General features: G+C 74.5%; 11 protein-coding genes and 1 pseudogene. 10 read left to right on the forward strand and 2 right to left on the reverse strand.

Annotated features, from left to right (window positions below; all coding sequences use genetic code 11):
* The first annotated feature begins 23 nt into the window (after positions 1–23).
* From PV341_RS35935 to PV341_RS35950, 4 genes are read left to right on the forward strand one after another with little or no spacing between them, the layout of a single operon-like run.
* Positions 24–872: an AraC family transcriptional regulator gene (locus PV341_RS35935; RefSeq protein WP_500360011.1), complete on the forward strand. Its 849-nt coding sequence runs from the start codon at positions 24–26 to the stop codon at positions 870–872.
* 25 nt (positions 873–897) lie between these two features.
* On the forward strand, positions 898–1,611 hold the full coding sequence (locus PV341_RS35940; protein ID WP_500329093.1) for an AzlC family ABC transporter permease: 714 nt from the start codon (positions 898–900) through the stop codon (positions 1,609–1,611).
* Positions 1,608–1,916: an AzlD domain-containing protein gene (locus PV341_RS35945; protein WP_500329078.1), complete on the forward strand. Its 309-nt coding sequence runs from the start codon at positions 1,608–1,610 to the stop codon at positions 1,914–1,916. Before PV341_RS35940 ends, PV341_RS35945 begins: the two co-directional genes overlap by 4 nt.
* Before the next feature lie 48 nt (positions 1,917–1,964).
* Positions 1,965–3,185, forward strand: coding sequence for a PucR family transcriptional regulator (locus PV341_RS35950; protein WP_500329077.1), 1,221 nt, complete (start codon positions 1,965–1,967; stop codon positions 3,183–3,185).
* 7 nt (positions 3,186–3,192) lie between these two features.
* Here the strand turns inward: PV341_RS35950 and PV341_RS35955 are convergent, their stop codons facing one another.
* Positions 3,193–4,095 (reverse strand): hypothetical protein, encoded by a 903-nt coding sequence (locus PV341_RS35955; protein WP_500329076.1) that lies wholly within the window; start codon positions 4,093–4,095, stop codon positions 3,193–3,195.
* Between the two features lie 164 nt (positions 4,096–4,259).
* Here PV341_RS35955 and PV341_RS35960 point away from each other — a divergent pair, with 164 nt between their 5' ends.
* The 6 genes and pseudogenes from PV341_RS35960 (at position 4,260) to PV341_RS35985 (ending at position 15,494) form a co-directional block, all read left to right on the forward strand.
* Positions 4,260–5,435 carry a hypothetical protein gene (locus PV341_RS35960; RefSeq protein ID WP_500360012.1) on the forward strand — a complete coding sequence of 392 codons (1,176 nt, stop codon included), beginning with the start codon at positions 4,260–4,262 and terminating at the stop codon, positions 5,433–5,435.
* Positions 5,436–5,535: 100 nt separating this feature from the next.
* Positions 5,536–7,977: an ATP-binding SpoIIE family protein phosphatase gene (locus PV341_RS35965; RefSeq protein ID WP_500329074.1), complete on the forward strand. Its 2,442-nt coding sequence runs from the start codon at positions 5,536–5,538 to the stop codon at positions 7,975–7,977.
* Between the two features lie 148 nt (positions 7,978–8,125).
* Positions 8,126–10,216 (forward strand): SpoIIE family protein phosphatase, encoded by a 2,091-nt coding sequence (locus tag PV341_RS35970; protein ID WP_500360014.1) that lies wholly within the window; start codon positions 8,126–8,128, stop codon positions 10,214–10,216.
* Positions 10,217–10,362: 146 nt separating this feature from the next.
* The gene (locus PV341_RS35975; protein WP_500329072.1) at positions 10,363–11,421 is read left to right on the forward strand and encodes an AraC family transcriptional regulator ligand-binding domain-containing protein; all 1,059 of its coding nucleotides are present in this window, start codon (positions 10,363–10,365) and stop codon (positions 11,419–11,421) included.
* 61 nt (positions 11,422–11,482) lie between these two features.
* The gene (locus tag PV341_RS35980) at positions 11,483–12,442 is read left to right on the forward strand and encodes a polyphosphate kinase 2 family protein (protein ID WP_500360015.1); all 960 of its coding nucleotides are present in this window, start codon (positions 11,483–11,485) and stop codon (positions 12,440–12,442) included.
* 278 nt (positions 12,443–12,720) lie between these two features.
* Positions 12,721–15,494, forward strand: a pseudogene (locus PV341_RS35985) (cation-translocating P-type ATPase).
* On the opposite strand, the gene PV341_RS35990 reads toward PV341_RS35985, so the two are convergent.
* A partial coding sequence (locus PV341_RS35990; protein WP_500360016.1) for an ATP-binding protein occupies positions 15,455–15,605 on the reverse strand: 151 nt, incomplete at its 5' end. The pseudogene PV341_RS35985 and the gene PV341_RS35990 sit on opposite strands and share 40 nt — an antisense overlap.

Raw genomic sequence — 15,605 nt, forward strand, 5'->3', positions numbered from 1 at the left:
CGGGTACGGCGCAGAATGGGGGGATGGGGTCGGACGAGCGGGCGCGGTTCTGGAGGCATCCGGGCCTGCCGGACGTCCATCTCCTGCGGGCACGGTACGTGCGCAAGACGTTCGTCCGGCACACGCACGAGTCGTTCGTGATCGCCGGCATCACCCACGGAGTCGAGGCCTTCCACCACCACGGCACGATCGAGCGGGCGGGGCCGGGGGCGGTGGCGCTGATCAACCCCGACACCGCGCACACCGGGCACGCGGGCGTGCCCGAGGGGTGGACGTACAGCGTGCTCTACCCCGGGACGGACGTCGTGGCCTCCGTCGCGGCGGAGACGACGGCGATCCGCGGGACGGCGGGCTTCACCGTCGCCGTCGCAGAGGACCCGTACGCCGTGCACCTGGTCACCCAGGTGCTGCGGGCGGCCGACCAGGGCAACGCGCTCGCCGCCGACACCATGATGCGGCTCGCCGTCGCCCGGCTGCTGCGCGCCCACGGGGGCACGCTGCCCGAGCGCGCCCTTCTCACCGCGGGCGCCCGCAAGGCCGAGCGGGCCCGGCAGATCCTGGAGGCGCGCCTCACCGATCCGCCGCCGCTGGCGGAGCTCGCGGCCGGGCTGGGCACGAGTCCCTTCGCGCTGCTGCGCGGCTTCCGCGACCTGTACGGCATGCCCCCGCACGCCTGGCTCACCGACGCCCGGGTCCGGCGCGCGAGGCGGCTGCTGGACGACGGGACGGCACCGGCCGATGCCGCGGTCGCCGTGGGCTTCACCGACCAGCCCCATCTGAACCGCCACTTCACGCGGATCGTGGGGGTGCCGCCGGGCGCGTACCAGCGGGAGCGCAAGAACGTACAAGACGGCCCCAAGGGCGCGGCCTAGCGTCGGGCAGGTGACCGCAGCACCCATGGAAGCCGGCCGGCACCGGCCGCACCCACCGCCGTCCCTCAAGCCGCGTTCCGCGGTGGTCCGCGACGCCCTGGGAGTGGGTGTCGCCGTCGGCCTGTCCGGCTTCGCCTTCGGAGTGACCTCGGCCGGGGCCGGCCTGAGCCTGCTGCAGACCTGCGCGCTCAGCCTGCTGGTGTTCACCGGCGCCTCGCAGTTCGCGCTCGTCGGCGCCCTGGGCCCGGGCGGCGCTCCCCTGGCGGCCGCCGCCGGGGCGCTCTTCCTCGGGGTGCGCAACGCCTTCTACGGGCTGCGGCTGTCCGAACTGCTGCGCGTCCCGCGCGCACTGCGCCCCTTCGCGGCGCAGTGGGTGATCGACGAGACGTCCGCCGTCGCCCTGGCGCAGCCCGACCGGGCGAGCGCCCGGCTGGGTTTCACGGTCACCGGCGCCACCCTCTACGCGCTGTGGAACCTGACCACGTTCCTCGGCGCGTTCGGCGCCGCCGCGCTCGGCGACCCGGCCGACTGGGGCCTGGACGCCGCCGGTCCGGCGGTCTTCCTCGCGCTGCTCGCACCCATGCTGCGGGGCCGCCGCGAGCGGGCCACGGCGGCGGTCGCCGTACCGCTCGCCCTGGTGTGCCTGCCGCTGCTCCCCGCCGGGGTGCCCGTCCTGGTCGCGGCGCTGGCCGCACCGCTCGTCCTGGCCGCGACCCGCCGCAAGGAGGCCGACCGATGAGCACGTGGATCGCCGTGGGCGTCACCGCCTTCGGCTGCTACGCCGTGAAACTGCTGGGCCTGTCCGTTCCCGCGGGCTTCCTGGAACGCCCCGTCGTGCGGCGGCTGGCCGCGCTGCTGCCCATCGCCCTGCTGGCGGCCCTCACCGCACTGCAGACCTTCGGGGACGGGCGCGGCCTGGTGATCGACGCGCGCGCCGCGGGTCTGGCGGCGGCCGGCGTCGCCCTCCTGCTGCGCGCTCCCTTCCTTGTGGTCGTCGCCGTCGCGGTGGTGGTGACCGGAGCGCTGCGGGCCGTCACCGGGTGACGGGTTAATGTGACCCGTCACAACGGATGCGCAAGTGAGGGTGGGACGATGGCGGTCGACTCCCTGCCGGTCCTCTCCGACGCGGCCCGCGCCCTCGCGGCGCGCTGCGAGCACAGGGTGAACGAGATCGCCCGCTCCATGACGACGCGCGCCTTCGCCGACCTCCCCGGCTATGCCGAGCTGCCCGCGGACGTCAAGGACGGGGAGCTCGCCGCCACCGCGCGCCACGGCCTGCGGCTCTTCCTGCGCCGGGTCGTCCACGGCACTCCCGCCGAGCGGCCGGAGCGGGGCGACTTCGACCGCTTCAGGGAACGCGCCGCCCAGCGGGCCGAGGAGGGGCTGCCCCTGCACCTGGTGCTGCGCGGCCATCTGCGCGGCACCGCCGTGCTGTGGCGGGCGCTGCGGGAGGCGGCGCGGCCGGGCGAGGAGGCCGCGCTCGCCGAACTCGCCGACGTCCTCATCGGCATCCAGGAGGGCATCGTCGGCGCCGTCTCCGAGACGTACCTGGACGAGCAGAGCACGCTCGCCGCCGAACGCCGTGAGGAGCGCCGCGCCCTGGTGCGGGCGCTGCTGGACGGCTCCCTGGCGCCGGAACGGTTCCCCGCCGGGCGGCTGGGCCTGGCGGGCGGCGCCCTCGTGCTCGCCCTCCACCTCCCGCCCGAGGACGCCGCCGGCCGCCCCCCGGCGGCCGCGCACCGCAGGTCGCGCCGGGCCCAGGCCGCGCTGGACCGCGCTTTCGGCACCGAGGTGCCGGCCCTGCTCGACGACACCGGCGGCCACGCCGTCGTCCCCGGCCGCCCGGTGCTGCCGGGCGGCGACGACGCGCTGCTCGCACCGCTGCGCCGCGCCTGCTCCGCGGACGTGCGGCTGGCCGCCGTCACGGCCGCAGGCCCCGCGGACATCCCCGGTGCCGCCCGCACGGCGACGGAGGTGCTGAGGGTGGCGCGCGCCGGAGGGCTGCCGCCGGGGCTGCACCGGCTCGACGACGTGCTGCTGGAGTACCACCTGTCGCGGCGCGACGAGAGCAGCGACCGCATAGCGGCCCTGCTCGACCCGATCGCGGGCCGCCAGGACCTGGTCGAGACGCTGCGGACCTACCTCGGCAGCCGGCAGGAACGCCGCAGCACCGCGCGGCAGTTGGGGCTGCACCCCAATACCGTCGACAACCGGCTGGCCCGGATCTGCGAACTCACCGGGCTCGACCTCGCCGCGCCGCACGGCACGGCCCTGGCACTGGCCGCGCTGCTGCTGCGCGACGCCGCCGGGTGAGCCGTCCTCAGGCGAGGCGTCCGTACGCCCGCAGGGTGAGCAGCGCGTCGAGGGTGACCAGCGGCCGCCACTCCAGCAGGGTCCCGGGGGCCCACGCGGCCCGGCGCGCGGGCCAGCCGCCGTCGTCCTGCTGGCCGGCCGCCAGGAAGTCCAGCGCGCGGTCCATCTCCGCGTCCGTGAACCACTCCCGCGCCGGGGAGTCCGGCGTGCGCGCGTAGTCGAACGCGAAACGGTGCTCGCCGTCCGGGGATCCGGACGGCGGCGCGGCCTCCGGGTGCCGCCTGGGGTCCAGTACGACGAGCCGCTGCTCGCGCACGATCCGTCCCAGCCGCGCCGCCGCCGCCCGGGCCCGCGCCCGGTCGGGCGCGTGGTCCAGGAACGCCATCGCGGCCACGACCTCGGCGGGGTGGGTCTTGTCGAGGGTCTCGATCGCCTCCCAGCAGAAGTCCGTGGCCCGGAACAGCCAGGCGTGCCAGACCTCGTTGCGGTGGAGCGTGCCCACCACCGGCCCGGTGGCCAGCAGGCCGCCCGGCGGGCTGTCGACCAGGGGCAGCCAGGGAGCGACGGGGAAGCCGCGCAGCGAGGGGTGGAGCGCGGGCAGCGCGCCCTCCGGGGTCGACACGGCCGTCACGTAGCGGCAGATCCGCTCGGCGCGCTGGCCGGCGCACCTGCCGATCTCGTCGAGCACGCGCAGCGCGTGGGCCACGTGCAGCGGCTGGCTGACCGTGCCGCGCAGATCGGGCTCGAGGGCGTGGCCGTAGCCGTCGTCGCCGTTGCGGTAGGCGGTCAGCGCGGTCTCCACCGCGTCCGCCGGGCCGTTCCGGAAGTGGTACGCGAACCTGCGCTGCTCGAGCACGCGTGCGGTCAGCCACACGAAATGCTCGGCGCGTTCTAGCGGGGTTGCTGGCATGTGCGCACAGTAGGCCTCCGTAAGCGCTCTGCACACAGAAGTGCGCAGGGAGCACCCTGGCGTGCGACCACGCGCCCCCCAGTACGGGTCATCCGCCGCCGGGAGTTGACGGCCCTGGCACACCCTGGACTTAATGTGCCGTAAAACTCGGGGGAGGGGGCGCGGTGGACGATCCACTGCTGTGGCGGGCCGGTTCCGGGGAACTGGCCGACTGGCTCGACGGTGTGCGGCGCAAGCTGCTCGGGGACACGGTCGCCGGGTACGACGTGTGGAGCGGTCCGGTCTTCCCCGACTACGGGAGCGTGATCCACCGGGCCGGTGACACCGGCGCCCTCGCCCGGTTCCTCGCCGCCGCGGGCGCCGACGCGCTGCGCGCCATCACGCACCGCGGTGCCCGGCAGGGGGAGACCTCGGTCGAGCTCCGCGTCGAGGGCCGCACCGGCGCGGACGCCCTGCGCGTCGTGCCGTCGGGCGAGCGCGCGGGCACGGTACGCCTCACGGCCCCGGTCGCCGATCCGGCCGCGCTCGCCGCATGGCTGCACCAGCTGTCGCCGCTGCTCCCCGTACCGGTCCCGCGCCGGGAGGCGCCGGCCCACCCGCTGCCCGAGGCGCTCGCCGTCACCCTGTACCACCGCTCCGGCGACGTCCTGATCGGCCTGGAGGCACGCGACGGGCGTCCGGCCGGTTCCGGGCCGCGCCCCGCGGACGGCCGGGTGCTCGTCCGTACGCGACCGGACACCCTCGCACACCAGTCCGGGCTCCTCCTGCACCCGGCCGTCCTCGAACGCAGGCCGGTCACCACGGCCGGCGAACTGGCTCGGTGGCTCGGCGAACTGGACGCGGCGTGGGGGGAGCGGCCGGCGCTCTCCGCGCTCACCGGCCGCGCCACCCGGGCCGTCCTGCCGTACGGCGATCTCCGCGCGGAGGTGCGGAAGATCGAGCACGGGACGCCGTTGCTCATGGTCGGCCGGCCCTTCGGCCCCGAGGTGACCGCTTCCGGGCCCCCGGAGCGGCTCGCGCGGTGGGCCGGGCCGCTGCTCGGGGTGGTCGTCCACCAGCGGGCCGCCTCCTCGTCGCGCCGTGCCCTGGTGAGATGGCTGCGCGGCGTGGAGGAGTCGGTGTTCGCCGGGGCCGCATTGTGGACGGTCACGGCGTCCGCCGCCCCGCCCGGCGTGCTGCCCGGGACCCCCGTCACCACCGCCGAGCTGGCCGCCCTCCTGTCCGGCACCCCGGACGGCGGCGTCCCGGGGGTGGACCACCTCGCCCCCGGCGAAGTCTCCCTGAGGGGCGCCGGCGCGGCGTTCGGCCGGGTCGACGTCACCGGCCGCCCCGCGCCCTGAGCCGCCGGCGGCGACGGCGCCCGACCGGGCCCGGTGGCGATGCGCGTGCGGGCTCCCGGGGGTTTGAATGGGAGGGGGAACCACGACATCGGACGACCGGGTGACTACACACACCGACCTGGACAACCTCGGCTCGCCGCATGACGGCAGCGGCGCCCTGTTCGTCGTCGACGGGCACGGCGACGTGCTCATGTGCACCGGATCGGTGCACGAGCTGACCGGACGGCCCCCCGGGGCGGTGTGCGGACACCCGGTCGCCGAACTCCTGACGGCCCCGGAGGTGTGGGCACGCCTCCTCCCCGCGGCCGGCGCCGCCGAAGCGGAGGAGGACGCCGAGCTGCGGCACAGCGACGGCACCACGGTCCCGGTGCGGCTGCGGGTGCAGCCGACGGCCGCGGGCGGCGGCCCGACCGGGGGGATGGTCGTGACCGTCACACCCCGCGCGGTGGCCGAACGCCGCAGGGAGGACGAGGCACTGCTCAGGGCCCTCTTCCAGCAGCGGCACGTCGGCCTCGCGATCCACGACATGGCGCTGGAGACCACCCGGTTCAACCTCGTCTCCGGCATCGACCTCCCGCCGGAAGCAGGCGTCCGCGTGGATCCGACGGACTGGACCGTCGAGGACGTGCTGCTCCCCAAGGACGCGGCGGCGCTCCGGGAGCAGCTGAGGCACGTGGCCGAGACCGGGGAGCCGCTGGTCGCCTGGGTGCACAGCGCCCGGCGCCAGGGGACACCGGACGTCAAAAGGGTGGCGTCGTTCTCCGCCTTCCGGCTGCACGGCGCGAACGACCGCCCCGTCGGGGTCGCCGTCATCTTCACCGACGTCACCCAGGAGTACGCCGCCCGCCAGCGCATGGAGTTGATGCACGCCGCCGCGGAGGGCATCGGCCGCAGCCTGGACGTCGCCAGGGTCGCCCAGGAACTCGTGGACGTGCTCGTCTCCCACCGCTTCGCCGACCTGGCCGCGGTGGACCTCACCCACACCGTGCTGATCGGCCAGGAACCCGGCGAGTTCCGGCTCGGTGCCCCCTTCCGCAGGGTAGCCGTGGCCTCCTCGGACGGCTCCTGGCCCCCCGAGATCCACCCCCGGGGCGCCGGCTTCCGCCTGCGCAGCCTGGAGAGCGACCACCTGCGCGGTGGTGCCGCCGTCTTCAGGTCGGACCTGACCTCCTGGCGCGAGGGCCTGGCCGGGGACCTCGAACGCAGCCGGCTGCTGCTGCCCGACACGGCGGTGTCCTTCCTGAGCGTGCCGCTGATCGCCCGCGGCCTGGTGCTCGGCGTCCTGGTGATGTGGCGGACCGCCGCCCTCCCGCCGTACGGCCCGGGCGACGCCGGCCTCGCGGAGGAGCTTGCCTCACGGGCCTCCCTGGGCCTGGACAACGCCCGCCGCTACACGCGCGAGCACCGTACCGTCGAGGCGCTCCAGCGCAGCCTGCTCCCGCCGTCGATCACCGAGACCACCGGGGTGCTGACCGCCGGCAGCTACGTACCGGCGGGCACGACGGAAGCGGTCGGCGGCGCCTGGTTCGACGTGATCCCGCTGTCCTCCAGCCGGCTGGCGCTGGTCAGCGGGGACGTCACCGGCCACGGCCTGAACGCGGCGGCCACCATGGGCAGGCTCCGCACGGCGGTGCAGACCCTGGCCGACCTCGACCTGCCGCCCGGTGAGCTCCTGGCCCACATGGACGACCTCGTCGTCAGGCTCGGCGACGTCGCCCCGCCGCACGGCGAGGACCAGGACGGCACGGCGGGCGGCAGCGCGGTCGGCGCCACCTGCCTGTACTGCGTCTACGACCCCGTCGAGGGCCGCTGCGAGATGGCGAGCGCCGGGCATCCCGCGCCGGTGTACGCCGCGCCGGGCGCCCCCGCCCAGGTGATCGGCCTCAAGCCCGGTCCGGCGCTGGGCGTGGACAGCCTGCCCTTCGAGCCGGTCGGCTTCGAGGTCCCCCCGGGCGGTCTGCTCGCGTTCTTCAACGAGCCGCTCCTGTCCCACCCCGACGGCTCCGCGCAGGAGCGGCTCGGGCGTCTGTGCTCGGTGCTCGCCACGGACCCCGGCGGGACCCGCACCCCCACCCAGACCGGCCGCGCGATCCTCGACGAACTCCTCGCCGAACCGCCCGGGGACGACGTCACGCTGCTCGTCGCTCGCATGCGCCCCCTGCCGCCCGGCTCCGTCGCCACCTGGGAGTTCCCCGCCGATCCCGCGATCGTGGCGCGGGCCAGGACCGCGGTGGAGAGCCAGCTGCAGCTGTGGGACCTCAAGCACCTGGCGTTCACGACCGAACTCATCACCAGTGAGCTGGTCACCAACGCGATCCGCTACGGCGGCGACCCCGTCGGGCTGCGCCTGATCCGCGACGACACCCTGGTCTGCGAGGTGTCCGACCCGAGCCAGACCCAGCCCCGGCTGCGCCGGGCCCGGCTGTCCGACGAGGGCGGCCGCGGGCTGTTCCTCGTCGCCCAGCTCTCCAGCCGCTGGGGCAGCCGCTACACGGCGGGCGGGAAGACCATCTGGGCGGAGCAGCCGCTGTCCGAGTCCTGAGGCGGGCGGGGCGGCGTGTCCTGGCGGTGTCAGGCATCCGGGCCGCCCGGGTCGCCGGTTGCGGTGGTTCGCACTAAACCTGGGGAGGACGGCCGTAGGCGGCGCCCATCCCGTGTCCACCGGGCGGGCGCCGACGGAGGTGGTTCCAGTGGCGCACGGCAGCCCGCCCGCTCCCATGGGTGACGCGGAGGCGGCGATCCTGCGCGCCCTGTTCACCCAGTCGCCGGTCGGCCTGCACGTCCTCGACCCGGACCTGCGGGTGGTCCGCGTCAACATGGGCACCCCTGCCATGCGCGGGGTGCGCTCGGAGGACCTCCTCGGGCGGTACTTCCGCGACGCCTATCCCGTCGTCTCGCCCGACGACGTGGAGGTGCGCCTGCGCCAGGTGCTGGAGACCGGCGTCCCGTTGATCGAGGACCTCGTGCGGACGTACCCGCTGACCGGGGACGGCGAGTCGCACTCCTACTCGCTCTCCGTCTTCCGGCTGGAGGACCCGGACGGGACGGTCCTGGGCGTCGCGCTCGCCGTGGTCGACGTGACCGAGCGGGAGAAGGGGCGTGCCCGGCTGCGCGTCCTCAACGCGGTGCGCGATCGCGTGGGCCGCACCCTGGACGTGGTGGTGACCTGCGAGGAACTCGTCGACGCCGTGGTGCCCGCCTTCGCCGACGTCGTCGTGGTGGAGGTCGTCGACGACGTGGTCCGCGGCGACGACCCGCCGCTGTCGCCGCTGCCCCCGGGGACCCCGCTGCGGCGGGCCGCGTTCGGGAGCAGCGCCGGCCTCGGGCAGCCCCAGGCGTACCCGGTGGGCGACGTGCGGAGCCTGCCCGACCCGACCCCGTACACCCAGGCGCTGACCGACCTGCGTCCCCGCGTGGTGCGGCTGCACTCCGGGCTGCCGTGGCTGGCCACCGACCCCGCCCGCGCCGAGGCGATCCGTGCCTCGGGGATGCAGACGCTGCTCACGGTGCCGCTGGCACTGCGCGGGACGGTGCTCGGGCTGATCAGCCTCTACCGCACGGAACGCCTGGAGCCCTTCACGGAGGAGGACGTGGAGATCGCGCTGCAGCTGGCCGACCACACCGCCCTGTGCATCGACAACGCCCGCCGCTACACCCGGGAGCACAGCGTCGCCGCCACGGTGCGGCGGCAGCTGCTGCCCCGTCGCCCCGTCTCGCACACCGCGCTGGAGACCGCCTACTTGTCGGCGGCGAGGGAGGGCGCGGCGGGGTCCTGGTACGACACGATCCCGCTGTCCAGCGCCCGGACCGCGCTGGTCGTCGGGGACGTGGCGGGACAGGGCATCCACGCCACCGCCGGCATGGGCCAGTTGCGTACCGTCATCCGCTCGCTGAGCGCGTTCGACCTGGGGCCCGACGAGCTGCTGGCCCGGCTCAACGACATCACGACGCACCTGGCGGCCGAGCGCGCCTCACTGCCGCCCGCCGACCCACTGCACCGGGAGACCCTCACCGCCGCCTGCGTGTACGCCGTGTACGACCCGCTGACCCGCAGATGCACGATGGCCCGCGCCGGTCATCTCGCGCCGGTGCTCGTACGGCCGGACGGCAGCGCGCAGATCCCGGAGATCCCGGACGGGCCGCGGCTGGGCACCGCAGGGGGGACGCCCTTCGCCGCCGCCGAGCTCGACATCCCGGAGGGCAGCGTCCTGGCCTTCACCAGCTCGCCGGTGCTGTCCCTGCACCTGGCGGGCGGTTCCACACCGCTCAAGGGCGGCCGGCCGGGGCCGGACCGTCCGCTCCAGGACATCTGCGACGAGATCATGTACACGCTTCCCGGTGGCGTCGACCAGGGTCTGCCGATGCTCCTGCTGGCCCGCACACGCCCCTTCCCGGCCGACCGCGTCGCCGCCTGGCCGCTCGCGGACGACCGCACGGCGGTCGCCACCGCGCGGGCCCTGGTCCGCGACCGGCTCGCCGAGTGGGGAGCGGACGAGGACACCGTCTTCAACGCCGAGCTGATCGTCAGCGAACTGGTCACCAACGCGATCCGCTACGGGAGCCCCCCGATGCGGCTGCGCCTCATCAACGACCGGATGCTGACCTGCGAGGTCCGGGACACCAGCCCCGCCGCCCCGCACCTGCTGCACGCGCGCACCGTGGACGAGGGCGGCCGTGGGCTGTTCATCGTCGCCCAGCTCGCCGACCTGTGGGGCACGCGGTACGCGGAGGACGGCAAGACGATCTGGACCGAGCAGGCCCTCCCCGCGCCTGCGGGCTGACCGGCCCGCCCGCCGGCGGCGAGGTCCACGAAGGCCGGGCCGGGTGCCGGGTGCCGGGTGCCGTGCTAGGTTGCCGACTCCGCCGCGTGCCCGGCCCGGCGTGACGGTGGGCCCGTCATTCTCGGACGGAGAGGGGGTGTGCGCCGTTGCGGCCCCTGGTCCGTACCGCCGCGCTCAGCGGATACGCCGAGCTGAGCCGCTCCCTCGGCATCGACCCGCGGACGCTGATGAGGCGCGTGGGCCTGGACGTCGCGACGCTCGCCGTCCCGGAGCGGTGGATTTCCGGCGCGGCCGTGGCCCAGGTACTGGAACTCTCGGCGGAGGCCTCCGGGCACGAGGACTTCGGGCTGCTCCTCGCGGAGTTCCGCCGCTTCCGCGACCTGGGCCCGATCGGCCTGGTCGTCCGTCAGGAGCCCGACGTCCGCGGTGTGCTCGGCGTCCTGATCCGGCACCAGCGCGTGTACAACGAGGTGCTGGACGCCCGGCTGTCCGAGGCGGACGGACTCGCCGCCCTCAGGGTGGGCGTACGGCTCGGCGTGCCGATGGAGGCCCGGCAGGCCACGGAACTGGCCGTCGCCGCCTACCACCGGACCCTGCGCGAGGTGCTGCACCCCCACTGGCAGCCGCTCTCGGTGTGGTTCGCCCACCCCGCACCGGCGGACACGGTGACCCACCGGCGGCTGTTCGGCCCGGTCGTGGAGTTCGACCGGGAGTTCGACGGCATCCTCCTGCGGGACGACGACCTCGACGCCCGCAACGCCACTGCGGACCGCCCGCCCGGGTACGCGGGCGGGCGGCCGCAGGTGCTCGCGGGTCCCCGGGACGCCGCCGTCGTGGACCGGGTGCGGGAACTGATCGAGGTGCTGCTGCCCTCCGGCCGCTGCTCGATCGAGCAGGTGGCCCGCAGCCTCGGCGTCGACCGGCGCACCCTCCACCGGCACCTGGCCCGCTCGGGCGAGACGTTCTCCTCGCTGCTCAACGCCACCCGCATGGACCTGGCGCGGAAGTTCGTGGCCGGCCCGTGCCGGTCGCTCACGGAGGTCTCCCGTCTGCTGGGCTTCTCGTCGCTGAGCGCGTTCTCCCGCTGGTTCCACGACCGGTTCGGCTGCAGCCCGCGGGAGTGGCGCAGGTGCGGGCAGGCCGGGCCGCCGATCCGGTCCGCGGCCGGCGCCGCCCGTTCAGGCGAACGGACCCGGTCCGTTTGACGCACCGTCCGGGGCGGCGGACCGTGGCGGGTATCCCCGCTCGTAGAAAGGCCGGACGGCGATGGCGGACACTCAGGCCAGGCGCATAGCCGCGTTCATCGAGCCGCTGCGCGTGGAGCCCGGGTTCACCGTGGACCTGGCCAGGGACTTCGACCCCCGGTACAAGGGCAGCCTGAAGAAGCGGGACGGCGTCGGACTGCTGAGCACGGGTGTGTCGCTGCTGGCCGAGTACCAGGCGCGGCTGGCCGCCCAGGACACCTACGGGGTGCTGCTCTGCCTCCAGGCACTCGACGCCGGGGGCAAGGACGGCACCATCCGTCACGTCATGAGCGGGGTGAACCCGCAGGGCGTGCGGGTCAGCAGCTTCAAGGTGCCCTCCGCGGAGGAGCTCGACCACGACTACCTGTGGCGCTACGCGCAGCGGCTGCCCGCGCGGGGCGAGATCGCGATCTTCAACCGCTCCCACTACGAGGAGGTCCTCGTCGTCCGGGTGCACCACGAGGTCCTCCAGCGGCAGAAGCTGCCGGAGCAGCCCAAGGGCGCGGGCATCTGGGAGCGGCGCTACCAGGAGATCAACAACTGGGAGCGCTACCTGACCGACAACGGCTTCAAGGTCGTCAAGGTCTTCCTCAACCTCTCCAAGGAGGAGCAGCGCGCCCGCTTCCTGAAGCGGATCGACCTCCCCGAGAAGAACTGGAAGTTCTCCGCCGCCGACGTGCGGGAGCGCCGCCACTGGGACGAGTACCAGAGGGCCTTCTCCGAGATGCTGTCGGCGACGAGCACCAAGCACGCCCCCTGGTACGTCGTCCCGGCGGACCGGAAGTGGTTCGCGCGGATCTGCGCCGCGGCGGTGCTCGCCCACACGCTGATGGAGATCGACCCCCAGTACCCCACGGTCGGCGAGGAGGCCCGGCGCGACCTGCTCGCCGCCCGGCGGGAGTTGGAGGCCGAGGCCCCGCAAGGGGCGCCGGCCGACCCGTACGCGGCCCGGCGGCGGACGAAGGACGCGCGGCGCCGCTAGGCCGTGTCGTCAAATGCCCGCCTGCTCGGCGACGCCTGGTACGGCACTCCCCCAGCCTTCGGCCGGGGGTGCCCCCACGCTGCGTTGTCGAATCGTCCGAGTAACCCACTACGAGGACGACTCTCCGCCTTGCGATGCACCGCACCAGACGCCGCCGAGCCCGCCCTCCGGGCGGCCGGCGCTCATTTGACGACACGGCCTAGGGCCGGGACCGCCGGACCGCCGGACCGCCGGGCCGCCCGACGGCCCGACGCAGCGACCGGATCGGAGGCAGGACGATGACGGTGCAGCCCCACCCGGAGGGGGAACGGCCCGCGTCACCGGAAGGCTGGTACGCCCGGTCCCCGCAGGACGTCGCCATGGCGTTCGAGGTCGACCCGGACGCCAGCCTGCCGGCGGCGCGGGTGACCGAACTGCTGGCCGCGCACGGCCCGAACGCGCTGCCCGAGGAGAAACCGCCGCCGGCGTGGCGGCGCTTCCTCGACCAGTACCGCAGCTACATGCAGATCATCCTGGTCGCCGCGGCCGTCGTCTCGTTCCTGATCGCCCAGTGGAGCACCGGCATCCTCCTGGTCCTGCTGACCCTGCTCAACGCGGTCGTCGGGCTGCGCCAGGAGGGCAAGGCCGAGAGCGCGATGAACGCCCTGAAGTCGATGATGAAGGCGACCGCGCGGGTGCGGCGGGACGGCACCGAGTCGGAGATCCCGGCCGAGGGAGTCGTGGCGGGCGACATCGTGCTCATCGCCGCCGGCGACCAGGTGCCGGCCGACGGGCGGATCGTCCGGGCCAACGCCCTGCAGATCGACGAGTCCGCGCTGACCGGCGAGAGCGTCCCCGCCGTCAAGGACACCGGCGCCCTGCCCGCGGGCGCCACCCCCCTCGGGCCCGGCGACCAGACCAACATGGCCTTCATGAACACCCCCGTCACGCACGGGAGCGGCGTCCTGATCGTCACCGGCACGGGCTCGGGCACGGAGCTGGGGAAGATCTCCGGGATGCTGTCGGCCACCGCCAAGGAGCAGTCGCCGCTGACCAAGGAGCTCGACGACCTCACCCTGTGGATCGCCGCGGCCGCGGGCCTGACGATGGTCGTGATGTTCGCCCTCGGCCGTGCCCGCGGCCAGGAGTGGGACGCGCTGTTCGTCAGCGCGGTGTCCCTGGCCATCGCCGCGATCCCCGAGGCGCTGCCCACGGTGACCCAGGTGATCCTCTCGGTCGGCAGCCTCAACCTCGCCCGGCGCAACGCGATCGTGAAGGAACTGCCCTCGGTCGAGACCCTCGGCTTCACCTCCGCCATCAACTCAGACAAGACCGGCACCCTGACGATGAACCAGATGACCGCCGTCGAGGTGGTCAGCCCCACCGACCGCTACACCGTCTCCGGCACCGGCTACGGCCTGGAGGGCAGGATCCACCACGCCGCATCGAGGACGCGATCCTGCCGTACGTGCTGGCCAGCGACGCCAAACTGGTGGACGGCACGGTGGTGGGCGACCCCACCGAGGGCGCGCTGCTCGTCCTCGGCCACAAGGCCGGGCTGGACATCGAGGCCACCCGCGAACGGCTGCCCCGGCTGGCCACCCTGCCGTTCGACCCCGGCTACAAGCTGATGGCCACCTTCCACTCGGCCACCGACGCCTCGGGCCGCCCGGTCGTACGGTGCTTCGTCAAGGGCGCGGCGCCGGCCGTGATGGCACGGGCCGCGACCGCGCTGTCCGCCGGTACGACCGTGCCCTGGGACGACGACCTCAGCCGGCGCGCCCAGGGGGCCACCGAGCGGATGGGCGGCGAGGGACGCCGCGTCATGGCCGCCGCCACCCGCGACCTGGACCCCGCCGGCTTCGACCCCGCCGGCGACCTCCTCGCCCTCGTCACCGACCTGCGGATGACCAGCCTCGTCGGCATGATCGACCCGCCCCGCGAGGAGTCCCGGGACGCGGTCGCGGACGCCCAGGCCGCCCACATCAGGGTCCGCATGGTCACCGGCGACGACGTCACCACCGGCGCCGCCATCGCGCGGCAGCTCGGCATCCCCGGCGAGGCGATGCTCGGCGCGGACTTCGCCGCGCTGCCGGAGGAGGAACGCCTCGCCCGCATCGACGACATCGGCGTGGTAGGACGGGTCGCCCCCGAGCACAAGGTCCTGCTCGCCGACACCCTCAAGAAGAAGGGCGAGGTGGTGGCGATGACCGGCGACGGCGTCAACGACGCCCCCGCCATCAAGGCCTCGGACATCGGCATCGCCATGGGCAGCGGCACCGACGTCGCCAAGAACGCCGGCCGCATGATCCTGTCCGACGACAACTTCGCCACGATCATCCACGCGGTGGAGGAGGGCCGGAAGCTCTACGACAACCTCACCAAGTACATCCGCTTCGTCCTCCTGCTGCTGGTCACCTTCGTCCTGACCTTCCTCGGCGCGACCCTGCTCAACATCGCCGCCGGTGAACCCTTCACCCCCGCCCAGGTCCTGTGGGTGCACTTCGTCGTCAACGCCCCCTTCGGCTTCGCCCTCGGCTTCGACCAGGAGAGCCCCGGCCTGATGCGCCGCACGCCCCGGCCCCGCGGACAGTCCGTGCTCACCAGGCCCGTGCTGATCACGGTGGGGCTGAGCGGGCTGGCGGTCACCGTCATCCTGCTGGCCCTGATCAAGGTGGGGGAGAGCCACTTCCACAGCGCCGCCGTCGGCAACTCGATGGCCTTCACCGCCTTCGCGCTCTGCCTGATCGTGGCCGCGTTCGAGTGCCGCAGCGAAACCGCCTCCGTCCTCACGACCACCACCTTCGACAGCAAGCAGATGAACTGGGCGGCCCTGGGCGAGTTCGTCCTCGCCGTCCTGGTGACCCAGATGGACGGCTTCCGGCGCATCCTGGGCACCACCGGGATCAACCTGCGGCAGTTCGGCTGGGCCCTGCTGTCCGCCGTCGTCCTGCTGCTCCTGTGGGAGCTCGGCAAACTCCTGGCACGCCGGGTGCATGCGGCGGCCGCGGAGCGGGGCCGGGCGGCGCCGCTTCAGGTGCCCGCGGCGGGCAGTTCCAGCCTGAGCTCGTAGCCGCCGTCGGCCGTCGGGCCCGAGGTGACGGTGCCGCCGAGCAGCGCGGCGCGTTGCCGCAGGCCCACGAGGCCGTAGTGGGCGCTGGGCAGGGGGAGTGCGGGCCGGGTG

Origin of the sequence: Streptomyces sp. PA03-1a, assembly GCF_033792805.1 — a bacterium.
In the GTDB taxonomy this organism is placed as follows: Bacteria; Actinomycetota; Actinomycetes; order Streptomycetales; family Streptomycetaceae; genus Actinacidiphila.